General features: G+C 74.6%; 16 protein-coding genes and 1 riboswitch. Of the genes, 1 reads left to right on the top strand and 15 read right to left on the bottom strand.

From position 1 onward, the window contains the following. Nucleotides 1-61: 61 nt before the first annotated feature. From cobC to cobM, 6 genes are read right to left on the bottom strand one after another with little or no spacing between them, the layout of a single operon-like run. Nucleotides 62-1,129, bottom strand: coding sequence for an Rv2231c family pyridoxal phosphate-dependent protein CobC (gene cobC / locus BU52_RS24435; protein WP_037938032.1), 1,068 nt, complete (start codon nucleotides 1,127-1,129; stop codon nucleotides 62-64). Next, complete coding sequence (locus BU52_RS24430; protein ID WP_037938030.1) at nucleotides 1,119-2,030, bottom strand: sirohydrochlorin chelatase; 912 nt, start codon at nucleotides 2,028-2,030, stop codon at nucleotides 1,119-1,121. The genes cobC and BU52_RS24430 overlap by 11 nt, the downstream gene beginning before the upstream one ends. Further along, a complete protein-coding gene (locus BU52_RS24425) occupies nucleotides 2,027-2,614 on the bottom strand; it encodes a precorrin-8X methylmutase (protein ID WP_037938028.1) in 588 nt (195 codons plus the stop codon). The genes BU52_RS24430 and BU52_RS24425 overlap by 4 nt, the downstream gene beginning before the upstream one ends. Beyond that, on the bottom strand, nucleotides 2,611-4,293 hold the full coding sequence (cobJ, locus tag BU52_RS24420) for a precorrin-3B C(17)-methyltransferase (protein WP_037938022.1): 1,683 nt from the start codon (nucleotides 4,291-4,293) through the stop codon (nucleotides 2,611-2,613). The genes BU52_RS24425 and cobJ overlap by 4 nt, the downstream gene beginning before the upstream one ends. Next, the gene (locus tag BU52_RS24415) at nucleotides 4,290-5,531 is read right to left on the bottom strand and encodes a bifunctional cobalt-precorrin-7 (C(5))-methyltransferase/cobalt-precorrin-6B (C(15))-methyltransferase (protein WP_037938020.1); all 1,242 of its coding nucleotides are present in this window, start codon (nucleotides 5,529-5,531) and stop codon (nucleotides 4,290-4,292) included. The genes cobJ and BU52_RS24415 overlap by 4 nt, the downstream gene beginning before the upstream one ends. Then, nucleotides 5,528-6,346, bottom strand: a complete 819-nt coding sequence (gene cobM / locus BU52_RS24410) for a precorrin-4 C(11)-methyltransferase (protein ID WP_037938019.1) — start codon at nucleotides 6,344-6,346, stop codon at nucleotides 5,528-5,530. The genes BU52_RS24415 and cobM overlap by 4 nt, the downstream gene beginning before the upstream one ends. A 96-nt stretch (nucleotides 6,347-6,442) precedes the next feature. Here cobM and BU52_RS24405 point away from each other — a divergent pair, with 96 nt between their 5' ends. Beyond that, nucleotides 6,443-7,171: a ZIP family metal transporter gene (locus BU52_RS24405; RefSeq protein ID WP_037938100.1), complete on the top strand. Its 729-nt coding sequence runs from the start codon at nucleotides 6,443-6,445 to the stop codon at nucleotides 7,169-7,171. 17 nt (nucleotides 7,172-7,188) lie between these two features. On the opposite strand, the gene cobI is transcribed toward BU52_RS24405, so the two are convergent. From cobI to BU52_RS24360, 9 genes are all read right to left on the bottom strand, one after another. Continuing rightward, complete coding sequence (gene cobI / locus BU52_RS24400) at nucleotides 7,189-7,920, bottom strand: precorrin-2 C(20)-methyltransferase (protein WP_037938097.1); 732 nt, start codon at nucleotides 7,918-7,920, stop codon at nucleotides 7,189-7,191. Next, nucleotides 7,917-9,377, bottom strand: coding sequence for a cobyrinate a,c-diamide synthase (locus BU52_RS24395; protein WP_037938017.1), 1,461 nt, complete (start codon nucleotides 9,375-9,377; stop codon nucleotides 7,917-7,919). The genes cobI and BU52_RS24395 overlap by 4 nt, the downstream gene beginning before the upstream one ends. Next, a complete protein-coding gene (gene cobO, locus BU52_RS24390) occupies nucleotides 9,371-9,970 on the bottom strand; it encodes a cob(I)yrinic acid a,c-diamide adenosyltransferase (RefSeq protein ID WP_037938016.1) in 600 nt (199 codons plus the stop codon). The genes BU52_RS24395 and cobO overlap by 7 nt, the downstream gene beginning before the upstream one ends. Next, the gene (locus tag BU52_RS24385; RefSeq protein WP_037938014.1) at nucleotides 9,970-11,988 is read right to left on the bottom strand and encodes a putative cobaltochelatase; all 2,019 of its coding nucleotides are present in this window, start codon (nucleotides 11,986-11,988) and stop codon (nucleotides 9,970-9,972) included. The genes cobO and BU52_RS24385 overlap by 1 nt, the downstream gene beginning before the upstream one ends. Continuing rightward, nucleotides 11,985-15,638 carry a cobaltochelatase subunit CobN gene (gene cobN, locus BU52_RS24380; RefSeq protein ID WP_037938012.1) on the bottom strand — a complete coding sequence of 1,218 codons (3,654 nt, stop codon included), beginning with the start codon at nucleotides 15,636-15,638 and terminating at the stop codon, nucleotides 11,985-11,987. Before cobN ends, BU52_RS24385 begins: the two co-directional genes overlap by 4 nt. Next, nucleotides 15,635-17,146, bottom strand: a complete 1,512-nt coding sequence (locus BU52_RS24375) for a cobyric acid synthase (protein ID WP_037938010.1) — start codon at nucleotides 17,144-17,146, stop codon at nucleotides 15,635-15,637. Before BU52_RS24375 ends, cobN begins: the two co-directional genes overlap by 4 nt. Next, nucleotides 17,143-18,084 (bottom strand): cobalamin biosynthesis protein, encoded by a 942-nt coding sequence (locus BU52_RS24370; protein WP_037938009.1) that lies wholly within the window; start codon nucleotides 18,082-18,084, stop codon nucleotides 17,143-17,145. Before BU52_RS24370 ends, BU52_RS24375 begins: the two co-directional genes overlap by 4 nt. A gap of 122 nt (nucleotides 18,085-18,206) precedes the next feature. Beyond that, nucleotides 18,207-18,344: riboswitch (cobalamin riboswitch) on the bottom strand. A gap of 146 nt (nucleotides 18,345-18,490) precedes the next feature. Continuing rightward, a complete protein-coding gene (locus tag BU52_RS24365; RefSeq protein ID WP_037938007.1) occupies nucleotides 18,491-18,712 on the bottom strand; it encodes a hypothetical protein in 222 nt (73 codons plus the stop codon). A gap of 34 nt (nucleotides 18,713-18,746) precedes the next feature. Further along, nucleotides 18,747-19,991, bottom strand: coding sequence for an inorganic phosphate transporter (locus BU52_RS24360; RefSeq protein ID WP_037938006.1), 1,245 nt, complete (start codon nucleotides 19,989-19,991; stop codon nucleotides 18,747-18,749). Nucleotides 19,992-20,093: the final 102 nt, after the last annotated feature.

Here is a 20,093-nt window from a genome sequence, read left to right as displayed (position 1 = left end):
AGCGGGGGTCCGGGGGCAGCGCCCCCGGAGGACGGGAACGGGAAGGGGCGGCGGGGGCGGGTCACACCGTTCTCAGGGCCCGGCCCAGCGCGTCGAGGAATCCGTCCACCGTCCCCCGGTCCCGTACCGCCAGGCGCAGCCACTCCTCACCGAGCCCCGGGAACGTGTCCCCCCTCCGCACCGCGTAACCGAGGTCGCGCAGCCGGTGCCGTACCGTCGCCGCGTGCGCCACCCGGACCAGGACGAACGGGCCCTCGGCGGGCTCCACGACCCGCAGCCCGTGACCGGAGAAGTCCCGCAGTCCCGCGATCAGATGGGCGCGGTCCGCCGCGACACGGTCCGCCGCCCGCGCCGCCTCCGCGAGCGCCCGTGACCCCACGCACGCCTCCGCCGCCGCCAGGGCCGGGGTGGACACCGGCCACAGCGGCTGGGCGCGCTCCAGCTCCGCCACGGTCTCCGGGGCGGCCAGCACATAGCCGATCCGCAGTCCCGCCAGCCCCCACGTCTTGGTGAGGCTGCGCAGGACGACGAGACCGGGCACGTCCACGCGCCCGGCCAGCGCCTCGCGCTCGCCCGGCACCGCGTCCATGAACGCCTCGTCCACCACCAGCGTCCGCCCCGGCCGGGCCAGCCCGGCGACGGCGGCGGCCGGGTGGAGCACCGACGTCGGGTTCGTCGGGTTGCCGATCACCACCAGGTCCGCGTCCCCGGGCACCGCCGCCGGGTCCAGCCGGAAACCGTCCGCCTCCCGCAGCAGCACGCGGTCCACCGTGTGCCCGGCGTCCCGCAGCGCCGCCTCCGGCTCCGTGAACTGCGGATGCACCACCACCGGCCGGCGCACCTTCAGTGCCCGCGCCAGCAGCACGAACGCCTCCGCGGCCCCGGCCGTCAGCAGCACCCGGTCCACCGGCAGCCCGTGCCGCGCCGCCACCGCCGCACGCGCCGCCCGCCCGTCCGGGTAGGCGGCCAGCCCGGACAGCGACCCGGCCACGTGCTCCCGCAGCCACCCCGGAGGCGTGTCCGCGCGGACGTTCACCGCGAGGTCCACCAGCGTGGAACCGTCGTCGCGGACCTCGGCGTCGCCGTGGTGGCGCAGGTCGTGGCCGCCGCCCACCGGATCAGTGCGCATGGGAGTGCGCGTGGCCGTGCCCGTGCCCGTGGTGGTGGTGGCCGTCGTCGTCGGGGTGGAAGTGCGGCTGCTGCGGCTGCCCCACCTTGTCCTCGAAGCCCGGCAGCGCGATCCGGTACACGCACGAGTCGCAGTTCATCCGCAGGTCGCCCTTGACGGCCTCCTCGTACCGCTCCATCACCAGATCCAGCAGTTCCGGCTCCGGACCGATGACGTCCGCCGACCGCACCTGCGTCTGTGGGTGCGCCGCCGCCCACTCCTCCGTCTGCCGCCGCACCCGGTCCGGCAGGATCCCGGTGAACAGGAAGTACGGCAGGACGACGACCCTGCGCGCCCCCAGCCGTGCGCAGCGGTCCAGCCCGCTCGGCACGTCCGGCGCCGCCAGCGACACGAACGCCGTCTCCACGCCCGCGTACCCGCGGCCCTCCCACAGCAGCCGCGCCGCCTTGCACACCTCGGCGTTGGCGTCCGGGTCCGTCGACCCGCGCCCCACCAGGAGCACGGTCACCTCGGCCGGGTCCCAGGACGGATCGATCGCCTGGGCCAGCCGCCGCTCCAGCACGCTCAGCAGCGCGGGATGCGGGCCCAGCGGACGGCCGTAGGTGTACGAGATGCCCGGGTGACGCTCCTTCTCGCGGGCCAGCGCGGCCGGGATGTCGCCCTTGGCGTGCCCGGCGGACACCAGCATCAGCGGCACGGCGGCGAACCGCCGCACGCCCCGCTCCACCAGCTCGCCGACGGCCTCGCCCAGCGGGGGCGGGGACAGCTCGATGAAGCCGCCCGCGACGGGCAGCCCGGGGTGACGGCGGCCCAGCTCCCGCACGAAGGCGCGGAACGCCTCCGCTCCGGCGTCGTCCCGGGTGCCGTGGCCGGCGATGAGCAGGGCGGGCGGGGTGGTCACAGGGTCTCCTCGGATGAGATCGGGTGGTACAGCAGGGCGTTGAGCGCGGCGGCGGCGACCGCCGACCCGCCCTTCTCGGACACGTTGCTCACGGCGGGCAGTCCGCTCTCCCGCAACGCGGCCTTGGACTCGGCCGCGCCGACGAAACCGACGGGCAGACCGATGACGAGCGCGGGGGAGGCGTCCAGGGCCAGCAGTTCCTCCAGGGCGGTCGGCGCGCAGCCGATCACCCACAGGGCACCGGGTCCGACCTCCTCGTACGCCAGGCGCACGGCGTGCGCGGAACGCGTCAGCCCGGGGCCGGAGACGGCGTCCTTCAGCCGGCACACGGTCTCCCGGCGGGTGATCCCCGCCGCGACCATCTCCACGTCCGCCACGACCGGCGCCCCGGAGTGCAGCGCGGCGTGGGCCCTCACCAGGTCGTCCTCGTCCATGACGAGATCGGAGGCGTACTCCAGGTCGGCGGCGGAGTGGACGACCCGCTCCACCACGGCCCGGGTCAGCGGCGGGAAGTGCGAGGTGTCCAGCCGGGCGCGCAGTCGCCGGAAGGACTCCTGCTCGATGGGGTGCACCACACGGTTCACCGTGACTCCTCCTGCCAGCGGTAGCCGCGCGGGGTGACCATGCGCCCCGCGATCTCACGGGTCGCCGTGTTGCCCACGGTCACGACCGTCATCATGTCGACCCACGCCGGATCCAGCGCGGCCAGCGTGGTCAGCCGGCTCGACTCGTCCGCGCGGGACGCGTTGCGCACGACCCCGGCCGGCGTCGCCGGCGCCCGGTGCTCCGCGAGGATCGCGAGGGCCTTCGGCAGCTGCCAGTCACGGCCCCGGCTGCGCGGGTTGTAGAACGTCACCACCAGGTCCGCCTCGGCCGCCGCGCGCACCCGCCGCTCGATGACCTCCCACGGGGTGTGCAGGTCGGACAGGCTGATCGACACGTGGTCGTGGCCCAGCGGCGCCCCCAGGAGCGCCCCGGCCGCCAGCGCCGCCGTCACCCCCGGCACCCCGACCACGTCGATGTCGTCGGACGCCTCCGCCAGCGCCGGGGAGGCCATGGCGTACACGCCGGCGTCCCCGCTCCCGATCAGCGCCACCGCCTGCCCGCGCCGGGCCTCGGCGACGGCCGTGCGCGCCCGCTCCTCCTCCGCCCCGAGACCGGACTCCAGCACGCGCGTGCCCGGCCGCAGCAGATCGCGGATCTGGTCGACGTACTGGTCCAGGCCCACCAGCACGGAGGCGCGGCGCAGTTCCGCCTTCGCCCGCGGGGTGAGCAGATCCCGCGCACCGGGCCCCAGCCCCACCACCGCGAGCCGCCCGCGTCCCGGCCGCCGTACCACCGCACAGGTCGCCATCGCGGGACGAGCCGCCGACTTCCGCTTGGGCACCAGGAGTTCGCCCCCGCCCACCAGCGCCGCGGCCTCCGCCACCGACGGGGTGCCGACGGCGGCGAGCGGCGCGTCCGACGGGTTGGGCACCTCGACGCGCGCCAGCTCCTCGGCGCCGTACGTCACCAGCGGCACTCCGAGCCGCCTCGCCGCCTCCACGACGCCGGGCTCGTCGGCCTTGGCGTCCACGGTGGCCAGCCCGGCGAGCGACGCCGCCGACAGCCCGGCCTCGCGCAGGGCGCCCTCGACCAGACCGAGCACCTCGTCCACGGGGGCGCCCTTCGAGGCGCCGACGCCGACGACCAGAGTGGGCGGCCGGAGCACCGCCTCCCGCTCGCCCGGTTCGACCAGACGGTCCGTGACCCGGATCGTGTACGCCCCGTCGGCGGCGACCGGCAGCGGCGGCAGCGGCCAGGTCACCTCGGCACGCAGCGCCACCGCCTCACCGTCCAGCAGGGCCCGTGACACGGCGGCGACGTTCCCCTCCACGGGCAGCCCGAGGGTGTCCAGGCCGGGCAGGCGGACGGCGTCGGTCGCCGTGGTCACCACCGGCTCGGCGCCCAGCACCTCGCCGACCTCACGGGCCAGCCCGTTCGCCCCGCCGCCGTGCCCGCCGACCAGCGACACCGCGAACCGTCCGCCCTCGTCGACACAGACCACGCCCGGGTCGGTCCGCTTGTCGTCCAGCAGAGGTGCCACCAGCCGCACCACGGCGCCCGTGGCGAGGAAGCACACGAGCTGCTCGCACTCGGCGAACGCGGTCCGTACGGCGTCCGCGACGGAACCCTCGTACACGCGCGTACGGTCCGGCCAGGCGGCGGCCAGCCGGTCCCGCGCTGCCGCTCCCGCCGCGGTGGCGGAGATGAGGCCGATCACTGGTCGACTCCTTCGGTACGGCCGTGGGACCGGACGCCCCACAGCAGGAAAACGGGATTGGTGGCCGCCAGCCGGGTGACGTCCCCGGGCAGCGGCGCCAGCCGCGACGACTGCAGCAACACCCCGTCGCAGCCGAACCCGGCGCCGGCCAGCGCCTCGCGCACGGCGGGCACCCGGTCGAGGGCGGCCAGGGCGACCACCACGGTCCGCCGGGCCCGCCGCGCGCACGCGGTGACGACGGCCGGCAGCTCCCGCCCGCCCCCGCCGACGAACACCGCGTCGGGATCGTCCTCCAGGCCGGCCAGCACCTCCGGCGCCGCCCCGTGCACCACCTGGACGTCGACCCCGTGCGCGACGGCGTTCGCGCGGACGCGCTCCACCCCGTCCGGGGTCTTCTCCACGGCGGTGACGGCGGCGCCCAGCCGCGCGCACTCCACGGCGACGGATCCCGACCCCGCCCCCACGTCCCACACCAGCTCCCCGGGACGCGGTCCGAGCCGGGCCAGCGCCAGCGCCCGCACCTCGGACTTGGTGATCATGGAGTCGCGGTGGGTGAACTCCGCCTCCTCGAGCGCCCATCCGGCGGGCCCGGCCGGCGGCCCCGCGACCGTCCGGACCGGCCCCGGCCCCGGGGCCCGCGTCCCGGCCAGGCACAGCACCACGCTCACCGCCGTGCCCCAGTCCCGGGCGGCGGCCTCGGCGGGCGTCACCCGCTCCACGCGCTCCCCGGCACAGCCGAGCGCGGAGGCGACGACCAGCAGACGTTCGTGGTCCCGCAGCGCCGCCCCCAGCTCGGCCGGACCGGCCCCCGGCCCGGTCAGCACGGCGACCTTCGGCAGCGCCCGGCACAGGTTCACCGCCGTGCGCGGGTCCCTGCCGTGCGCGCTGACCACCACGGCGTCGTCCCACGGCAGCCCGATCCGCGCGAACGCGGCGGCCACGGACGGGACACCGGGCCGGACGTCGAGCCGCTCGGCCCCGAACCGCTCCGCCAGCACCCGCACGATCCCGAAGAACCCGGGGTCGCCGGACGCCAGCACCACCACGGGCCGCCCCTCCGCGACGTACGTCTCCACGGTGTCGAGGGCCGGCGCCAGCGGCCCGAGCACGATCCGCTCGGCCCCCTCCGGCAGCCGCACGGCGTCCAGGTGCCGCCGCCCGCCGACCACCAGCTCCGCCCCGGCCGCCACCCGGGTGTCGACCGGCGCCCCGGCCCCCATCCCGACGACGGTGATCACGTGCTCGCACCCCGCGAACGCAGCTCCCGGCGCGCCTGGGGGTCGGCCTTGCGGAAGCCGTGGAAGTGACCGGGGTGGTACAGGTGCGAGCGGGTGCCGTGCGCGTCGAGCGCCGGGCCGACCAGGAACAGCGTGTGCTTCCACAGCTTGTGCTCCTTGACCGTCTCCTCCAGCGTGCCGACGGTGCACTTCACGACCAGTTCCTCCGGCCAGGTCGCCTGGTACGCGACGACGACCGGCGTGGACGTCGGGTAGCCGCCCTCCAGCAGCTCGCGCACCAGCTGCCCGCTGCGGGCGGCCGACAGGAAGACCGCCATGGTGGTGCCGTGCCGTGCGAACTCGCGGACCTCCTCGCCGGGCGGCATCGGCGTCTTGCCGCCGCCGAGCCGGGTCAGCACGACCGACTGCGCCACTTCGGGAATGGTCAGCTCGCGCTGTGCGAGCGCCGCGACGGCCGAGAAGGACGAGACCCCGGGCACGATCTCGGTCGCGATGCCGAGCTCCGCACACCGGTCGACCTGCTCCTGCGTGCCGCCCCACAGCGCGGGGTCGCCCGAGTGGATCCGCGCGACCTTCAGCCCCTCCGCGCGGGCCCGCCCGTACACGGCCACGACGTCCTCCAGGGACATGGTCGCCGAGTCGAGGATCTCGGCGTCCTCGCGCGCGTGCCGGAGCACGTCCTCCTGGACCAGGCTGGCGGCCCAGATGACGACATCGGCCTCGGCGATGGCCCGCGCGGCACGGAACGTCAGCAGATCGGCGGCGCCGGGGCCGGCCCCGACGAAGGTCACCTTGCCGGTGGGGGCGTCGGCCATGGGAATGGGTCCTCTTCTGCGAGTAGGTCGAAGTCGGTGGATGGTGAACGGCTGTCACGCGTGCGTGACGTACCGCCGATCGGATACGAAGAGCACATGGCGGTCCTCGTCGCGCTCGGCGCGTTCCTGATGACGCTGGCCGGCGGCTGGTCGGCACACCGCGTGACCGACCGCCGCCACCTGGTGCTGGGCCTGGCCGGCGGACTGATGCTGGGCGTCGTGGGCCTTGAACTCCTCCCGGAGTCCCTGGAGGCGGCCGGCACCGAGGTGCACGGGGTGCCCGTGGCCCTGCTGCTCTTCGTCGCGGGCTTCCTGCTCGCCCATCTGGTGGAACGACTGCTGGCCCACCGGCAGGCGTCGCACGGCGCCGGGGAGAGGAACGGCCGGACACCCGAGGTGGGGCTGACGGCCGCCGCCGCGATGGTCGGTCACAGCGCCATGGACGGTGTGGCCATCGGCGCCGCCTTCCAGATCGACGGCGGCATGGGCGCCGCCGTCGCGGTGGCCGTGATCGCCCACGACTTCGCCGACGGCTTCAACACGTACACGCTCACGCGGGTCTACGGAAACGCCCGTCGCCGCGCGCTGACGATGCTGGTCGCGGACGCCGCTGCACCGGTCGCCGGAGCCGCGTCGACCCTGCTCTTCACGATCCCGGAACCCCTGCTCGGCGGCTACCTCGGCCTGTTCGGAGGCGCCCTGCTGTACCTCGCGGCGGCCGAGATCCTGCCCGAGGCCCACCACGAGCACCCGGCCCGCACCACGCTGCTGTGCACGGTCGCGGGGGCGCTGTTCATCTGGCTGGTGGTGGGCGCCGCGCACTGACCGGGAGCCGGGCCGGTTCACAGTTTGCCGCCCCGCCCGCCGTCGCGCCGCGGCGGCGCGATGAGCGTCGACAGGTACGGCAGTGGTGTCCCGCCGAGCTCCGCGGCCGGCCGCACCGACTCCTCCGGCAGCCCGAGCGCCGACCCCCACACCGCGTCCTCCATCCGCCCGGTCTCCCGCAGCGCCTCGGCGACCTCACCGGCCTGCCGCCCGAACTTGTACGCGACGACGGTCCCAGGCCCGGCCAGGGCGTCCTTGAGCACGGCGGCCCCGGCGGTCACCGGCACCAGTGTGAGCGGCTCGGTCCCCTCGGCCAGCACCGCCCCGGAACGCGCCGCGAGGTCCTGCATCGCGGTGATCCCGGGCACGGTCTCGACGACCGTGCCCGGCACGGACTCGGTGACGGTCTGGGCGAGATACGTGAACGTCGAGTACACGTTGGGATCCCCGATCGTCGCGAAGGCGACGGTCCCGCGCTCCCGCAGCAGTTCCACGACCCGCCCGCCGGCGGTGTCCCAGGCCGCCTCACGGCGCGCCCGGTCGGTCCGCTCGTTCAGCGCGAACACCACCCGGACGACCTTCCCGGCGTCCACGTAGTGCAGCACGGTCGCCTCGGCCCGCCCGCGCTCACCCGTGTCCATGACCGGTACGACGACGACGTCCGCGGCCCGCAGCGCGTTGACCCCCTTGACGGTCACCAGCTCCGGATCCCCGGGCCCCACCCCGACCCCGATCAGCCTGCTGCTCATGACGTCCGGCACCTCTCCACGAACCGACGGGCGACACCGGGCTCGGACGCCCAGTGCGTGTGCAGATAGCTCGCGTGCACACCGCGCTGTACGAATCCCTCGACACGTCGCTCCGGCATCCGCGTCCCCCAGGCGGGCCGGTCCCCGGCCCCCGGTTCGACGACGGTCCGGTGGAACTCGTGTCCCCGCATCCGCGTACCGGCGGGCGCCAGCACGCTGTCGTTCACGGCCACCGCGTCCCGGTAACCCAGGGTCAGCCGCCCCGACATCCGCGCGGAGGCGTCCAGCACCCCGCACAGGGGCAGCCCGTCGAGCTCCCGGCACAGATACAGCAACCCGGCGCACTCGGCCGCCACGGGTGCCCCGCCGAGGGCGAGTTGGGCAACGGCCTCGCGCAGCGCCTCGTTGGCGGACAGCTCGGAGGCGTACACCTCGGGGAACCCTCCGCCGACGACCAGCCCGGCCGTCCCCTCGGGCAACTCCTCGTCACGCAACGGATCGAAGGTGACGACCTCGGCCCCGGCAGCGGTCAGCAACTCGGCGTGCTCGGCGTACGAGAAGGTGAAGGCGCTCCCACCCGCGACGGCAACCCTCACACCCCGCCCGGCGTCTCCCAGCCCGTCCGGCGCTTGAGGACGAGGCCCGTCCAGGGCCGAACGGGGGTCCGGGGGCAGCGCCCCCGGGGCCGGGACGGGAAGGGGCGGCGGGGGCGAGGAGGCCAAGGCCTCACCCGCGTCCCACGCCGCACCCGCCAAGGGACCCGCACTCCGCGCCAGCGCGACCAGCGCCGGCAGATCACACCCGTCGGCCACCTGCGCGGCCATCGCGGCAACAGCCTCGACCGCCAAGGCGCCCCGCTCGGCGACCGGCACCAGCCCCAGATGCCGGGACGGCGTCTCGACCCGGGCGGCCCGCCGCAACACCCCCAGCACCGGCACCCCGACGGAGTCCAGCGCCTCCCGCACCAACCCCTCGTGCCGGTCCGAGGCGACCTTGTTCAGGATCACCCCTGCGACCCGCACCTCCGGATCCCAGCTCACGAACCCGTGCACCAGCGCCGCCACCGACCGCGACTGCGACGACGCGTCCACGACGAGCACGACGGGCGCCCGCAGCAGCTTCGCCACCTGTGCGGTGGACGCCAGCTCGCCCTCACCGGCGGCCCCGTCGTACAGCCCCATCACCCCCTCGACCACGGCGATGTCGCACCCCCGCGCACCGTGCGCGAACAGCGGGGCGACCAGCTCCGGCCCGCACAGGTACGCGTCGAGGTTCCGCCCCACCCGCCCGGTGGCGAGCGCGTGGTACCCGGGATCGATGTAGTCGGGCCCCACCTTGTGCGGGGACACGGCGAACCCCCGCGCGGACAGCGCGGCCATCAAGCCCGTGGCGACGGTGGTCTTGCCGCTGCCCGACGACGGCGCGGCGATCACCAGCCGGGGAACGGAGCTCACCACTCGATGCCCCTCTGCCCCTTCTGCCCGGCGTCCATCGGGTGCTTGACCTTGGACATGTCGGTGACGAGGTCGGCGACCTCGACGAGCTTCCCGGGCGCGTTCCGCCCCGTGATCACCACGTGCTGCGTCCCCGGCCGCTCCCGCAGTACGGACACCACCTCGTCGGTGTCGACCCACCCCCAGTGCATCGGGTAGGCGAACTCGTCGAGCACGTACAGCTTGTAGGTCTCGGCGGCGAGATCCCGCTTGACCTGCTCCCAGCCCTCCCGGGCCTTCTCCTCGTTGTCCATCTGCGCGTCGCGCTGGACCCAGGACCACCCCTCGCCCATCTTGTGCCAGTCGACGGTCCCGCCCTCACCGGAGGCGCCGAGCACCCGCAGCGCGTTCTCCTCGCCGACCTTCCACTTCGCCGACTTGACGAACTGGAACACACCGATCGGCCATCCCTGGTTCCAGGCCCGCAGGGCGAGGCCGAACGCGGCGGTCGACTTCCCCTTGCCGACGCCCGTGTGCACGACGACCAGCGGGCGATTACGCCGCTGACGCGTCGTCAGACCGTCGTCCGGTACGACACTCGGCTGTCCCTTCGGCACTACGCGGCCCTCCTCGACGTCCCCTGCACATCCCTGACCAGCCCGGCGATCGAGTCGGCCCGCAGCTCGTCCAGCGTCACGGCACCGCCGCCCAGCTCGCCGGCCAGCCGGCCGGCGAGCCCCAGCCGCACCGGCCCCGACTCGCAGTCCACGACCACCGACGCGATCCCCTCGGCCGCGAACAGCCGCGCCGCGCGCGAGGACAGCGCGACCGGCTCCGGCCCACCCGTCGCCCGCCCGTCCGTCACCACGACCACCAGCGGCCGCCGCGCCGGATCGCGCAGCCGCTCCACCCGCAGCACGTCGTGCGCCTTGAGCAGCCCCGCCGCCAGCGGGGTGCGTCCGCCGGTCGGCAACGACTCCAGCCGGGCCGCCGCCGCGTCCACCGACGACGTGGGCGGCAGGGCGACATCGGCCGCCGACCCCCGGAAGGTCACCAGACCCACCTTGTCCCGCCGCTGGTAGGCGTCGAGCAGCAGCGACACCACGGCGCCCTTCACGGCGCCCATCCGCTGCCGCGCCGCCATCGACCCAGAGGCGTCCACGACGAACAGCACGAGGTTCGACTCACGCCCCTCACGCGTGGCCTGCCGCAGATCGTCCCGGCGCACCACCAGCCCCGGCCCGGACCGGCCCCGCGCCCGCTGGTGCGGAGCCGCCGCCCGCACGGTCGCCGCCAGGTGCAGCTTCGTCAGCGCACCGCCGGGCCGTCGTGCGCCCGTCGTCCGCCCGTGCTCGGTCCGCGCCCGTGACCGCCGCCCGGCGGCACCCTCACCGATCCCGGGAACGCTCAGCACCTTCGTGCGGAAGGGCTCGGCGGCACCCACCGGGGACCGCTCACCCGAGCCGGCCCCCGGGGACCGCTCGGCCTCCCCGGCTTCCCCGGCCTCCCCGGCCTCGGCCGGCGCCCCCGCGTCACCACCGCCCTGCGGGCCCTCAGGGCCTTCCGCGGGCGGCTGCCCGCCACCCCCTTCGGGCCCGTCCGGATCGGTGTCGGGGCCGTCGTCGCCCCCGAACTCCTCCAGCGTCTCGTCGAGCCTGTCCTCGTCGAGGCCCGGCGCGTCGAAGGGGTTGCGCCTGCGCCGGTGGGGGAGGGCCAGCAGGGCGGCCTGCCGCACGTCCTCGGCGAGCACGTCCGTCCGCCCCGCCCAGGCCGCCAGCGCGGTCGCCGTGCGCGCCATCACGATGTCGGCCCGCATGCCGTCCACCTCGAACGCCGCGCAGGTCGCCGCGATCTGCCGCAGCGCCCCGTCCCCGAGCCGCACCGACGGCAACAGCTCCCGCGCCGCCACGATCCGCGCCCGTACGGCGGTCTCCTCGTCGGCCCACCGGGCGGCGAAGGCGGCGGGGTCGTCGTCGTACGCCAGCCGCCGCCGTACGACCTCCACCCGCTGGTCGGGTTCGCGCGAGGCGGCCACCTCGACGGTCAGCCCGAACCGGTCGAGGAGCTGCGGCCGCAGCTCGCCCTCCTCGGGATTCATCGTCCCGACCAGCAGGAACCGCGCCGCGTGCCGTACGGAGACGCCCTCGCGCTCGACGTACGAGGCGCCCATCGCCGCGGCGTCCAGCAGCAGGTCGACCAGGTGGTCGTGGAGGAGGTTGACCTCGTCGACGTACAGGATCCCCCGGTGCGCGTCGGCCAGCAGCCCCGGCTCGAACGCCTTCACGCCCTCCGCCAGCGCCCGCTCGATGTCGAGCGCACCGACCAGCCGGTCCTCGGAGGCGCCCACGGGCAGCTCGACCATGCGGGCGGGCCGCGCGGCACCGCCGCCGCCCTCGTGCGGACCGTCCGGGCAGCCGGGGTCCGGGGCCGCGGGGTCGCAGGAGAAACGGCAGCCGGGCACCACGGAGACCTCCGGCAGCAGCGCCGAGAGCGCGCGCACCGCCGTGGACTTCGCCGTGCCCTTCTCGCCGCGCACCAGCACCCCGCCGACCGCGGGGGAGACGGCGTTCAGCAGCAGCGCGAGCCGCAGGTCGTCCTGCCCGACGACGGCCGTGAACGGAAAGGGGGTGGTCACTGGTCGTCGCCCTCCAGGTCGCCTTCGAGTTCGAGGTAGGTGGCGCGCAGCCGCTCCAGCGTGTCCGCGTCGGGCTCGGCCCACAGCCCGCGGTCGGCGGCCTCGAGCAGCCGCTCGGTGATGCCGCGCAGCGCCCACGGGTTGGACTTCTTCATGAAGTCCCGGTTCTCCGCGTCGAAGACGTACTCCGCGCTGAGCCGCTCGTACATCCAGTCGTCCACGACCCCGGCCGTGGCGTCGTACCCGAAGAGGTAGTCCACGGTCGCCGCCATCTCGAAGGCGCCCTTGTAGCCGTGGCGCCGCATCGCCGCCATCCAGCGGGGGTTGACGACGCGGGCCCGGAAGACGCGGTGAGTCTCCTCGCCGAGCGTGCGGGTCCTCACCTGGTCCGGTGTGGCCGAGTCGCCCACGTACGCCTCGGGGCTGGCACCCGTCAGGTGCCGCACCATGGCCACCATGCCGCCGTGGTACTGGAAGTAGTCGTCGGCGTCGACGAGGTCGTGCTCGCGCGTGTCGACGTTCTTCGCCGCCACCGCGATCCGCCGGAACGCCGTCTCCATGTCGCCACGCGCGGCCCGCCCGTCGAGCCCGCGCCCGTAGGCGTAGCCGCCCCAGACCGCGTACACCTCGGCGAGGTCCGCGTCGCTGCGCCAGTTCCGCGCGTCGATCAGCGGCAGCAGACCGGCACCGTACGCCCCCGGCTTCGAGCCGAAGATGCGTGCGGTGGCCCGCCGCCGGTCGCCGTGCCCGGCGGTGTCCTCGTCGGCGTGCGCCCGCACGTAGTTGGACTCCGCGGGCTCGTCCAGCTCCGCCACCGCCCGCACCGCGTCGTCGATCAGCCCGACCACGTGCGGGAACGCGTCCCGGAAGAACCCGGAGATGCGCACCGTGACGTCGATGCGCGGCCGTCCGAGCTCCTCCGGGCCGATCACCTCGAACCCGGTCACGCGCCGCGACGCGTCGTCCCACACCGGACGGCAGCCGAGCAGCGCCAGGATCTCGGCGATGTCGTCGCCCTGGGTGCGCATCGCGGACGTGCCCCACACCGTCAGTCCGACGGACTTCGGGTACGCGCCCGTGTCCCGCAGGTAGCGCTGCACCAGCGAGTCCGCCAGGGACTGCCCCACCTCCCAGCTCAGCCGCGAGGGGATCGCCTTGGGGTCGACGGAGTAGAAGTTCCTCCCGGTCGGCAGCACGTTGACCAGCCCGCGCGTGGGCGAGCCGGACGGTCCCGCCGGGACGTAGCCGCCGTCCAGCGCCCGCAGGATGTGCCCGATCTCGTCCGTCGTCCGGGCCAGCCGGGGCACGACCTCCTCGCAGGCGAACCGCAACACGGCTACCGCGTCCGGGAGTTCCGTGCCCAGCACCTCCCGTACCAGCGACGGGACCGCGTCGGCCGCCCAGCCGCGTTCCTCCATCCCCTCCGCGAACCGCCGGCACAGCTGCTCCAGCAGGTCGATGAGGTCGGCGCCCGTACGCGCCGGGCCGTCCACCAGGTCCGTCAGCTCCACCGGCGCCTTCACCGGCGCGCCCGGCTCGGCCAGCAGGTCCTTCTCCACCAGCCCGAAGTGCGCGGCCAGCGCGGCCCGCAGGCCCGGCAGCGCGTTCGCCCGCCCGCCCCACACCTGCGAGGCGCGCAGCACCGCCAGGACGAGGTTCACGCGCGGCTCGCCGACCGGGCCGCCGCCGAGGACGTGCAGGCCGTCCCTGATCTGCACGTCCTTGATCTCGCACAGATAGCCGTCGATGTGCATGACGAACTCGTCGAAGGCGTCGTCGTCCGGCTGGTCGTCCACGTGCAGGTCGTGGTGGAGCTCGGCGGCCTTGACCAGCGTCCAGATCTGCGCGCGCACCGCCGGTGCCTTCGCCGGGTCCAGGTCGGAGACGAGCGCGTACTCGTCGAGGAGCTGTTCCAGCTTGGCCAGGTCGCCGTAGGTGTCGGCCCGTGCCATCGGCGGCACCAGGTGATCGACCACCGTGGCGTGCCCGCGCCGCTTGGCCTGTGTCCCCTCGCCGGGGTCGTTCACGATGAACGGGTAGATCAGCGGCAGGTCGCCGAGGACCGCGTCCGGCGCGCACCCGGCGCCCAGCCCCAGGCCCTTGCCCGGCAGCCACTCCATCGTGCCGTGCTTGCCCATGTGCACGATCGCGTCGGCGCCGAAACTGTTCTCCAGCCACCGGTAGGCCGCCATGTAGTGGTGCGACGGCGGCATGTCGGGGTCGTGGTAGATCGCGATCGGGTTCTCCCCGAAGCCGCGCGGCGGCTGGATCATGACGACGACGTTGCCGAACCGCAGGGACGCCAGCACGATGTCGTCCCCGTCGACGTACAGCGACCCCGGCGGCTCGCCCCACGCCTCACGCATCCCCTCCCGCAGCCCCGGGTCCAGCTTCTCGAACCAGGCCCGGTAGTCCGCCAGCGGCACCCGCGCGGGCGCGGCGGCCAGCTGCTCCTCGGTCAGCCACTCGACGTCGTGCCCGCCGGCCTCGATGAGCCGGTGGATCAGCGCGTCGCCGTCGCCGGGGTATTCGGTCAGGGAGTACCCGGCGTCCCGCAGTGCGTCCAGCACCCGCACCGCGGACGCCGGGGTGTCCAGGCCGACCGCGTTGCCGACCCGCGAGTGCTTCGTCGGGTACGCGGTGAAGACCAGCGCGAGCTTCTTCTCGGCGTTCGGCCTGTGCCCGAGCCGGGCGTGCCGTACGGCGATCCCGGCCACCCGCGCCGCCCGCTCCGGGTCGGCGACGTACACCGGGACGTCGTCCGGGCCCTGCTCCTTGAAGGAGAAGGGCACCGTGATCAGCCGGCCGTCGAACTCCGGGATGGCGACCTGCATCGCCGCGTCCATGGGGGACAGCGCGGCGTCGGACTCCTCCCAGGCGGCGCGTGAGGAGGTCAGGCAGAGTCCCTGCAGCACCGGCACGTCCAGGTCGGCCAGCACCCCGACGTCCCACGCCTCCTCGTCCCCGCCCGCCGACGCCTGCGAGGCGTGCGTGCCGCCGGCCGCGAGCACGGTCGCGACGAGGGTGTCGGCCTTGGCCAGCAGCTCGTACAGGCCCGCGTCGGCGCCGCGCAGCGAACCGCAGTAGACGGGCAGGGCGTTGGCGCCCCGTGCCTCGATCGCGTCGCACAGCGTGTCCACGAAGGCGGTGTTGCCGCTCAGTTCGTGCGCCCGGTAGAAGAGCACGCCGACCGTCGGGCGGCCGTGTTCCAGGGCACGCGCGCCGTGGACGCCGTACTCCGGCATCTTCCGGGGCTCCTCGAAACCCTCGCCGGTCAGCAGCACGGTGTCCGACAGGAACCGGGCCAGCTCGGTCAGGTTCTCCGGGCCGCCCTCCACGAGGTACCGCAGCGCCTGGGCCACCACCCCGGCGGGCACCGTCGACTCGGCCATCAGCTCGGCGTCGGGCACGGCCTCCCCGCCGAGCAGCACGGCCGGGATCCCGCGTGCCTTCAGCGCCGCGAGTCCGTCCTCCCAGGCGCGCCTGCCGCCCAGCAGTCGTACGACGGCGAGGTCCGCGCCGTCGAGCAGCGCGGGCAGTTCCTCCGCCACGTCCACGCGGGTCGGGTTGCCGATCCGGTAGGCGGCACCGGAGGCGCGGGCCGCCAGCAGGTCCGTGTCGGCGGTCGACAACAACAACACAGTGCTCATGCGGGCGCTCCCGGTGGGATGAAGGGCAGTCCTTGCGGCGCGCCGGACTCGATGAGCCGCCACAGCGCGTCCGTGTCCGCGTGCTGTTCGATCAGATCGCCGAGCCGGTCGAGCTGCTCCTCGCGCAGCGCGGCGAACGAGGTGCCGGGGGCAGGGACGAAGCGGCGGCCCGCGGCGGCGGCCACCTCGCGCAGGAAGGCGCGCCGGAAACCGTCCGACTCCAGCGAGCCGTGCCAGTGCGTCCCCCAGGTCTGCCCGACCCGGCAGCCGTCCAGGAAGGGGTCACCACCGAGGACTTCGGCGACCCCGTGATGGATCTCGTACCCCTCGACGGCCTCCCCGAGGGCTTCGCCCGACGGACGCGTGAGGGTCTTCTCCCGTGCGAACCGCACCCGCACGGGCAGCACCCCGAGGCCGTCCACGTGACCCCGGCGGCTCTCCACGTCGTCCTCGATGTGCTCGCCGAGGATCTGGTAGCCCCCGCAGATGCCGAGCACGGGCCGCCCCTCGGCCGCCCGGCGCCTCAGCGCGTCCGCCAGCCCGCGCTCCCGCAGCCACTCCAGGGCGCGCACGGTCCCGCGCGTGCCCGGCACCACGACGAGGTCGGCGTCGGCCAGCTCCTCGGGCCGGTCCACGAACCGCACCACGACACCGGGTTCGGCGGCGAGGGCGTCCACGTCGGTGAAGTTGGACATCAGCGGCACCGCGCACACGGCGACCCGCAGCACGTCCTCACCGACCGGCGCGGCCACCGCGGACTCCCGTACGGTGCCGCGCAGCGACACCCTGAGTCCGTCCTCCTCGTCGATGCCGAGCCCGTGGCGGAACGGCAGCACGCCGTAGGTCCGCCGCCCGGTCAGGCCGTGCAGCATGTCGAGGCCCGGCTCCAGCAGCGACACGTCGCCCCGGAACTTGTTCACGAGGAACCCGGCGACCCGTTCCTGGTCCTCGGGGGAGAGCAGCGCGACGGTGCCGAAGAAGGACGCGAAGACGCCACCCCGGTCGATGTCGCCGACCACGAGGACCGGCAGCCCGGCGTTCCGGGCGATCCCCATGTTCACGATGTCGGTGCGCCGCAGATTGATCTCGGCCGGGCTGCCGGCCCCCTCGCAGATCACCGCGTCATACGTGCCCCGCAACCGTTCCAGGCAGTCCAGCACCGTGCCCAGCAGCCGCTGCTGCCGCCCGCCGTGGTAGCCGCGTGCGCTCATCTCGCCGACCGGCTTGCCCAGCAGCACCACCTGGCTGGACCGCTCGCCGCCCGGCTTGAGCAGCACCGGGTTCATCAGCGCCGTCGGTTCGACCCGGCAGGCCTGGGCCTGCATGGCCTGCGCCCGCCCGATCTCGGCGCCCTCCCGCGTCACGAACGAGTTCAGCGACATGTTCTGCGCCTTGAACGGCGCGACCTTGACGCCCTGGCGCACCAGCCACCGGCAGATCCCGGCGGTCACCACGCTCTTGCCGGCGTCCGAGGTGGTCCCGGCGACCAGCAGCCCTCCACCGCTCATGCTCCGCGTCCCTTCATGACGCTCCGCGCGAGGACGCCGGCCCCGAGCGCGAGCCAGCCGACCCGCCGCGAGAGCCGTACCGCCCGGTCGATGTCGGACACGGCGACGGCACGTCCGCCGCCGCCCAGGACGGGCCGGTGCTCGACCCGCCCGCCGTAGGAGAGGGTCCCGCCGAGCCGCACGCCGAGCGCGCCCGCGAAGGACGCCTCCACGGGGCCGGCGTTGGGGCTCGGATGCTTCGCCGCGTCCGCGCGCCACGACCGCAGGGCACCGCGCGGGTCCGGCCCGCAGAGCGCGGCGAGTACGGCGGTCAGCCGCGCTCCCGGCCAGCCGGCGACGTCGTCCAGGCGGGCCGAGGCCCAGCCGTACCGGCGGTAGCGGGGGGACTTGTGGCCGACCATGGCGTCCAGGGTGTTGACGGCCCGGAAGCCGAGCAGTCCCGGCACTCCGGCGACGGCGCCCCACACCAGGGCGCCGACCACGGCGTCGGAGGTGTTCTCGGCGACCGACTCGACCACCGCGCGGGCGATGCCGTCCGCGTCCAGCGCCTGCGGGTCCCGGCCGCACAGGTGGGGCAGCCGGGCCCGGGCGGCCTCCACGTCCCCGGCCTCCAGCGCCCGCCCGACGGCGCGTGCCTCACGGGCCAGCGAGGTGCCGCCGACGACGGCCCAGGTGGCCGCGGCGGTCAGCGCGGTGGAGGCGGCGGGGGAGGAGCGTACGCACCGGGCGGCGAGACCGCCGAGGGCGACGGTCCCGCCGACGCACACGGCGGTGTGCACGGCGCCCCGGCCCCGGTCGTCCCGCCACAGGACTCGTTCCACGGCAGCCGCGGCCCGTCCGAAGGCGGCGACCGGATGACCGCGGCGGGGATCGCCGAGGAGCAGGTCGCCGAGGAGGCCGGCGGCGGCGCCGTACGCGAACACGCGATCGGCACCCATGGGTTCAGCCGGTGACGGATCCGCGGGGAACGGCCCCGGAGCGGGGTGGGGTGTCGCTGGTCGACCTCGGCAGGCAGCCGCGCATGGCGATATGTCCTCACTCAGGGTGTCCACGCCCTGGTTCGACGAGACCGGCGGTGAGAGTTCCTGGCTCCCGGGGTGTTCTCCCCGGTGACAGTGGCGGGACCGCGCCGGAATCGCACCGGCTTCCTCTCCTGCCGCCGTAGTGGCGGAGGCAGTCCACCACGGCCCCCGAAGGGCCGTCAACTTGCCGTTGACCTGCGAGGCTGAAGTGTGCTGAGGCCCACAGAGGGGCGCCGGTGGGTGAACGCGCGGGCGCAGACGCACACGCCGGCGGGCGGTGCGGGAGCTCCCGCACCGCCCGCCGGACGGAGACGATGTGCGATCAGGCCATGATCAGGTAGATCCCGTAGCCCACCGCCGCCGCGCACGCCGCGAAGCAGGCGTAGGCACCGGTGACCGCCAGGGCCGCGGACTGGCCCTGGGCGGCGGCCCGCTCGCGGCGGGACAGGCCGGTGATGCCGAGGGTGAACAGGGCCACCAGGGCCACGGTGACCACGAGGCTGACGCCGAAGACGGAACCGAGGGCCGCCCAGTCGATCTTCATGGTGCTCTTCTTCCTTCGTTCCGGGTCGTCGCTGTCAGACGGTGGTCCTGGCCGGGGACGCCGGGTCGTTGGGGGCGGGGATCGTGGCCGCGAATTCCTCGGTCACGGTGCCCGCCGGGGGCGGGGTCACCGCGGCCATCGCCTGCGTCACCACGCCGGACGGCTCCGCGTCCGGGCCCTCGTGGTCGTTGACGTTGGTGTGGTCGATGACCTCGCGCCGGGAGATCTTCCAGATGGCCGCGCTGGAGGCGACCAGGAAGACGGCCACGACGGCGGTGCCCCAGTCGCCGAAGCCGCAGACCCACTCGGCGAGCGCCGCGACGAGGGCCGCCGCCGGCAGCGTCAGACCCCAGGCGACGAACATCCGGGTGGCGGTCGACCAGCGGACGACTCCGCCCTTGCGGCCCAGGCCCGCGCCCATCACGGAGCCGGAGACGGAGTGCGTGGTGGAGAGGGAGAAGCCGAGGTGGGAGGAGGCCAGGATGACCGTCGCGGCGCTGGTCTGGGCGGCGAAGCCCTGCTGCGGCTGGAGGTCGGTCAGGCCCTTGCCCATGGTGCGGATGATGCGCCAGCCGCCGAGGTAGGTGCCGAGCGCGATGGCGACGCCCGCCGAGAGGATGACCCACATCGGCGGGTCCGAGTCGGGGGCGAGGGTGCCGCCGGCCACCAGGGCCAGGGTGATGATGCCCATCGTCTTCTGGGCGTCGTTGGTCCCGTGGGCCAGGGAGACCAGACCGGCGGAGGCGATCTGCCCGGCGCGGTAGCCCTTCTCGGAGGCCTTGCCGTCGGCGTTCCTGCCCATGCGGTAGGTGAGCCGGGTCGCCAGCATCGCGGCGAGGCCGGCCACCAGCGGGGCGGCGATCGCGGGGATCAGCACCTTGGTGACGAGCACGTCGCCGTGCACCGCGCCGAAGCCGGCGGAGGCGACGGTCGCGCCGATCAGACCGCCCATGAGGGCGTGCGAGGAACTGGACGGCAGACCGACCAGCCAGGTCAGGAGATTCCAGAGGATCGCGCCGACCAACGCGGCGAAGATGACCTCGGGACGGATGCCGGCCTCGTCGACGAGGCCCTTGGAGATCGTGTTGGCGACCTCCACCGAGAGGAATGCGCCGACAAGGTTCAGCACGGCGGACATGGCCACCGCGACCTTGGGCTTGAGCGCACCGGTCGAAATGGTCGTTGCCATCGCGTTCGCGGTGTCGTGGAAACCGTTCGTGAAATCGAACGCGAGTGCGGTTACCACCACAATCGCGAGGATCAGCGAGAAGCTTTCCATTTACCCAGGCAATCGTTCGAGGTCATTGGCTGGTCGAACGTAGGTAACCAGGGTGAACGGAAGATGAACTGGAATGGGCATCGTGGTGACCGTAAGAGGGGG

This window comes from Streptomyces toyocaensis (assembly GCF_000725125.1).
Classification (GTDB): Bacteria; Actinomycetota; Actinomycetes; order Streptomycetales; family Streptomycetaceae; genus Streptomyces; species Streptomyces toyocaensis.
This window is presented reverse-complemented; position numbering and strand designations above follow the sequence as displayed.

Coding starts and splice junctions, on each gene's coding strand:
- BU52_RS24360 (WP_037938006.1), bottom strand. CDS start 19,991: ATGGAAAGCTTCTCGCTGATCCTCGCGATTGTGGTGGTAACCGCACTC.
- BU52_RS24405 (WP_037938100.1), top strand. CDS start 6,443: ATGGCGGTCCTCGTCGCGCTCGGCGCGTTCCTGATGACGCTGGCCGGC.
- cobC (WP_037938032.1), bottom strand. CDS start 1,129: ATGCGCACTGATCCGGTGGGCGGCGGCCACGACCTGCGCCACCACGGC.
- BU52_RS24365 (WP_037938007.1), bottom strand. CDS start 18,712: ATGAAGATCGACTGGGCGGCCCTCGGTTCCGTCTTCGGCGTCAGCCTC.
- cobN (WP_037938012.1), bottom strand. CDS start 15,638: ATGAGCACTGTGTTGTTGTTGTCGACCGCCGACACGGACCTGCTGGCG.
- cobI (WP_037938097.1), bottom strand. CDS start 7,920: ATGAGCAGCAGGCTGATCGGGGTCGGGGTGGGGCCCGGGGATCCGGAG.
- cobM (WP_037938019.1), bottom strand. CDS start 6,346: ATGGCCGACGCCCCCACCGGCAAGGTGACCTTCGTCGGGGCCGGCCCC.
- BU52_RS24370 (WP_037938009.1), bottom strand. CDS start 18,084: ATGGGTGCCGATCGCGTGTTCGCGTACGGCGCCGCCGCCGGCCTCCTC.
- BU52_RS24375 (WP_037938010.1), bottom strand. CDS start 17,146: ATGAGCGGTGGAGGGCTGCTGGTCGCCGGGACCACCTCGGACGCCGGC.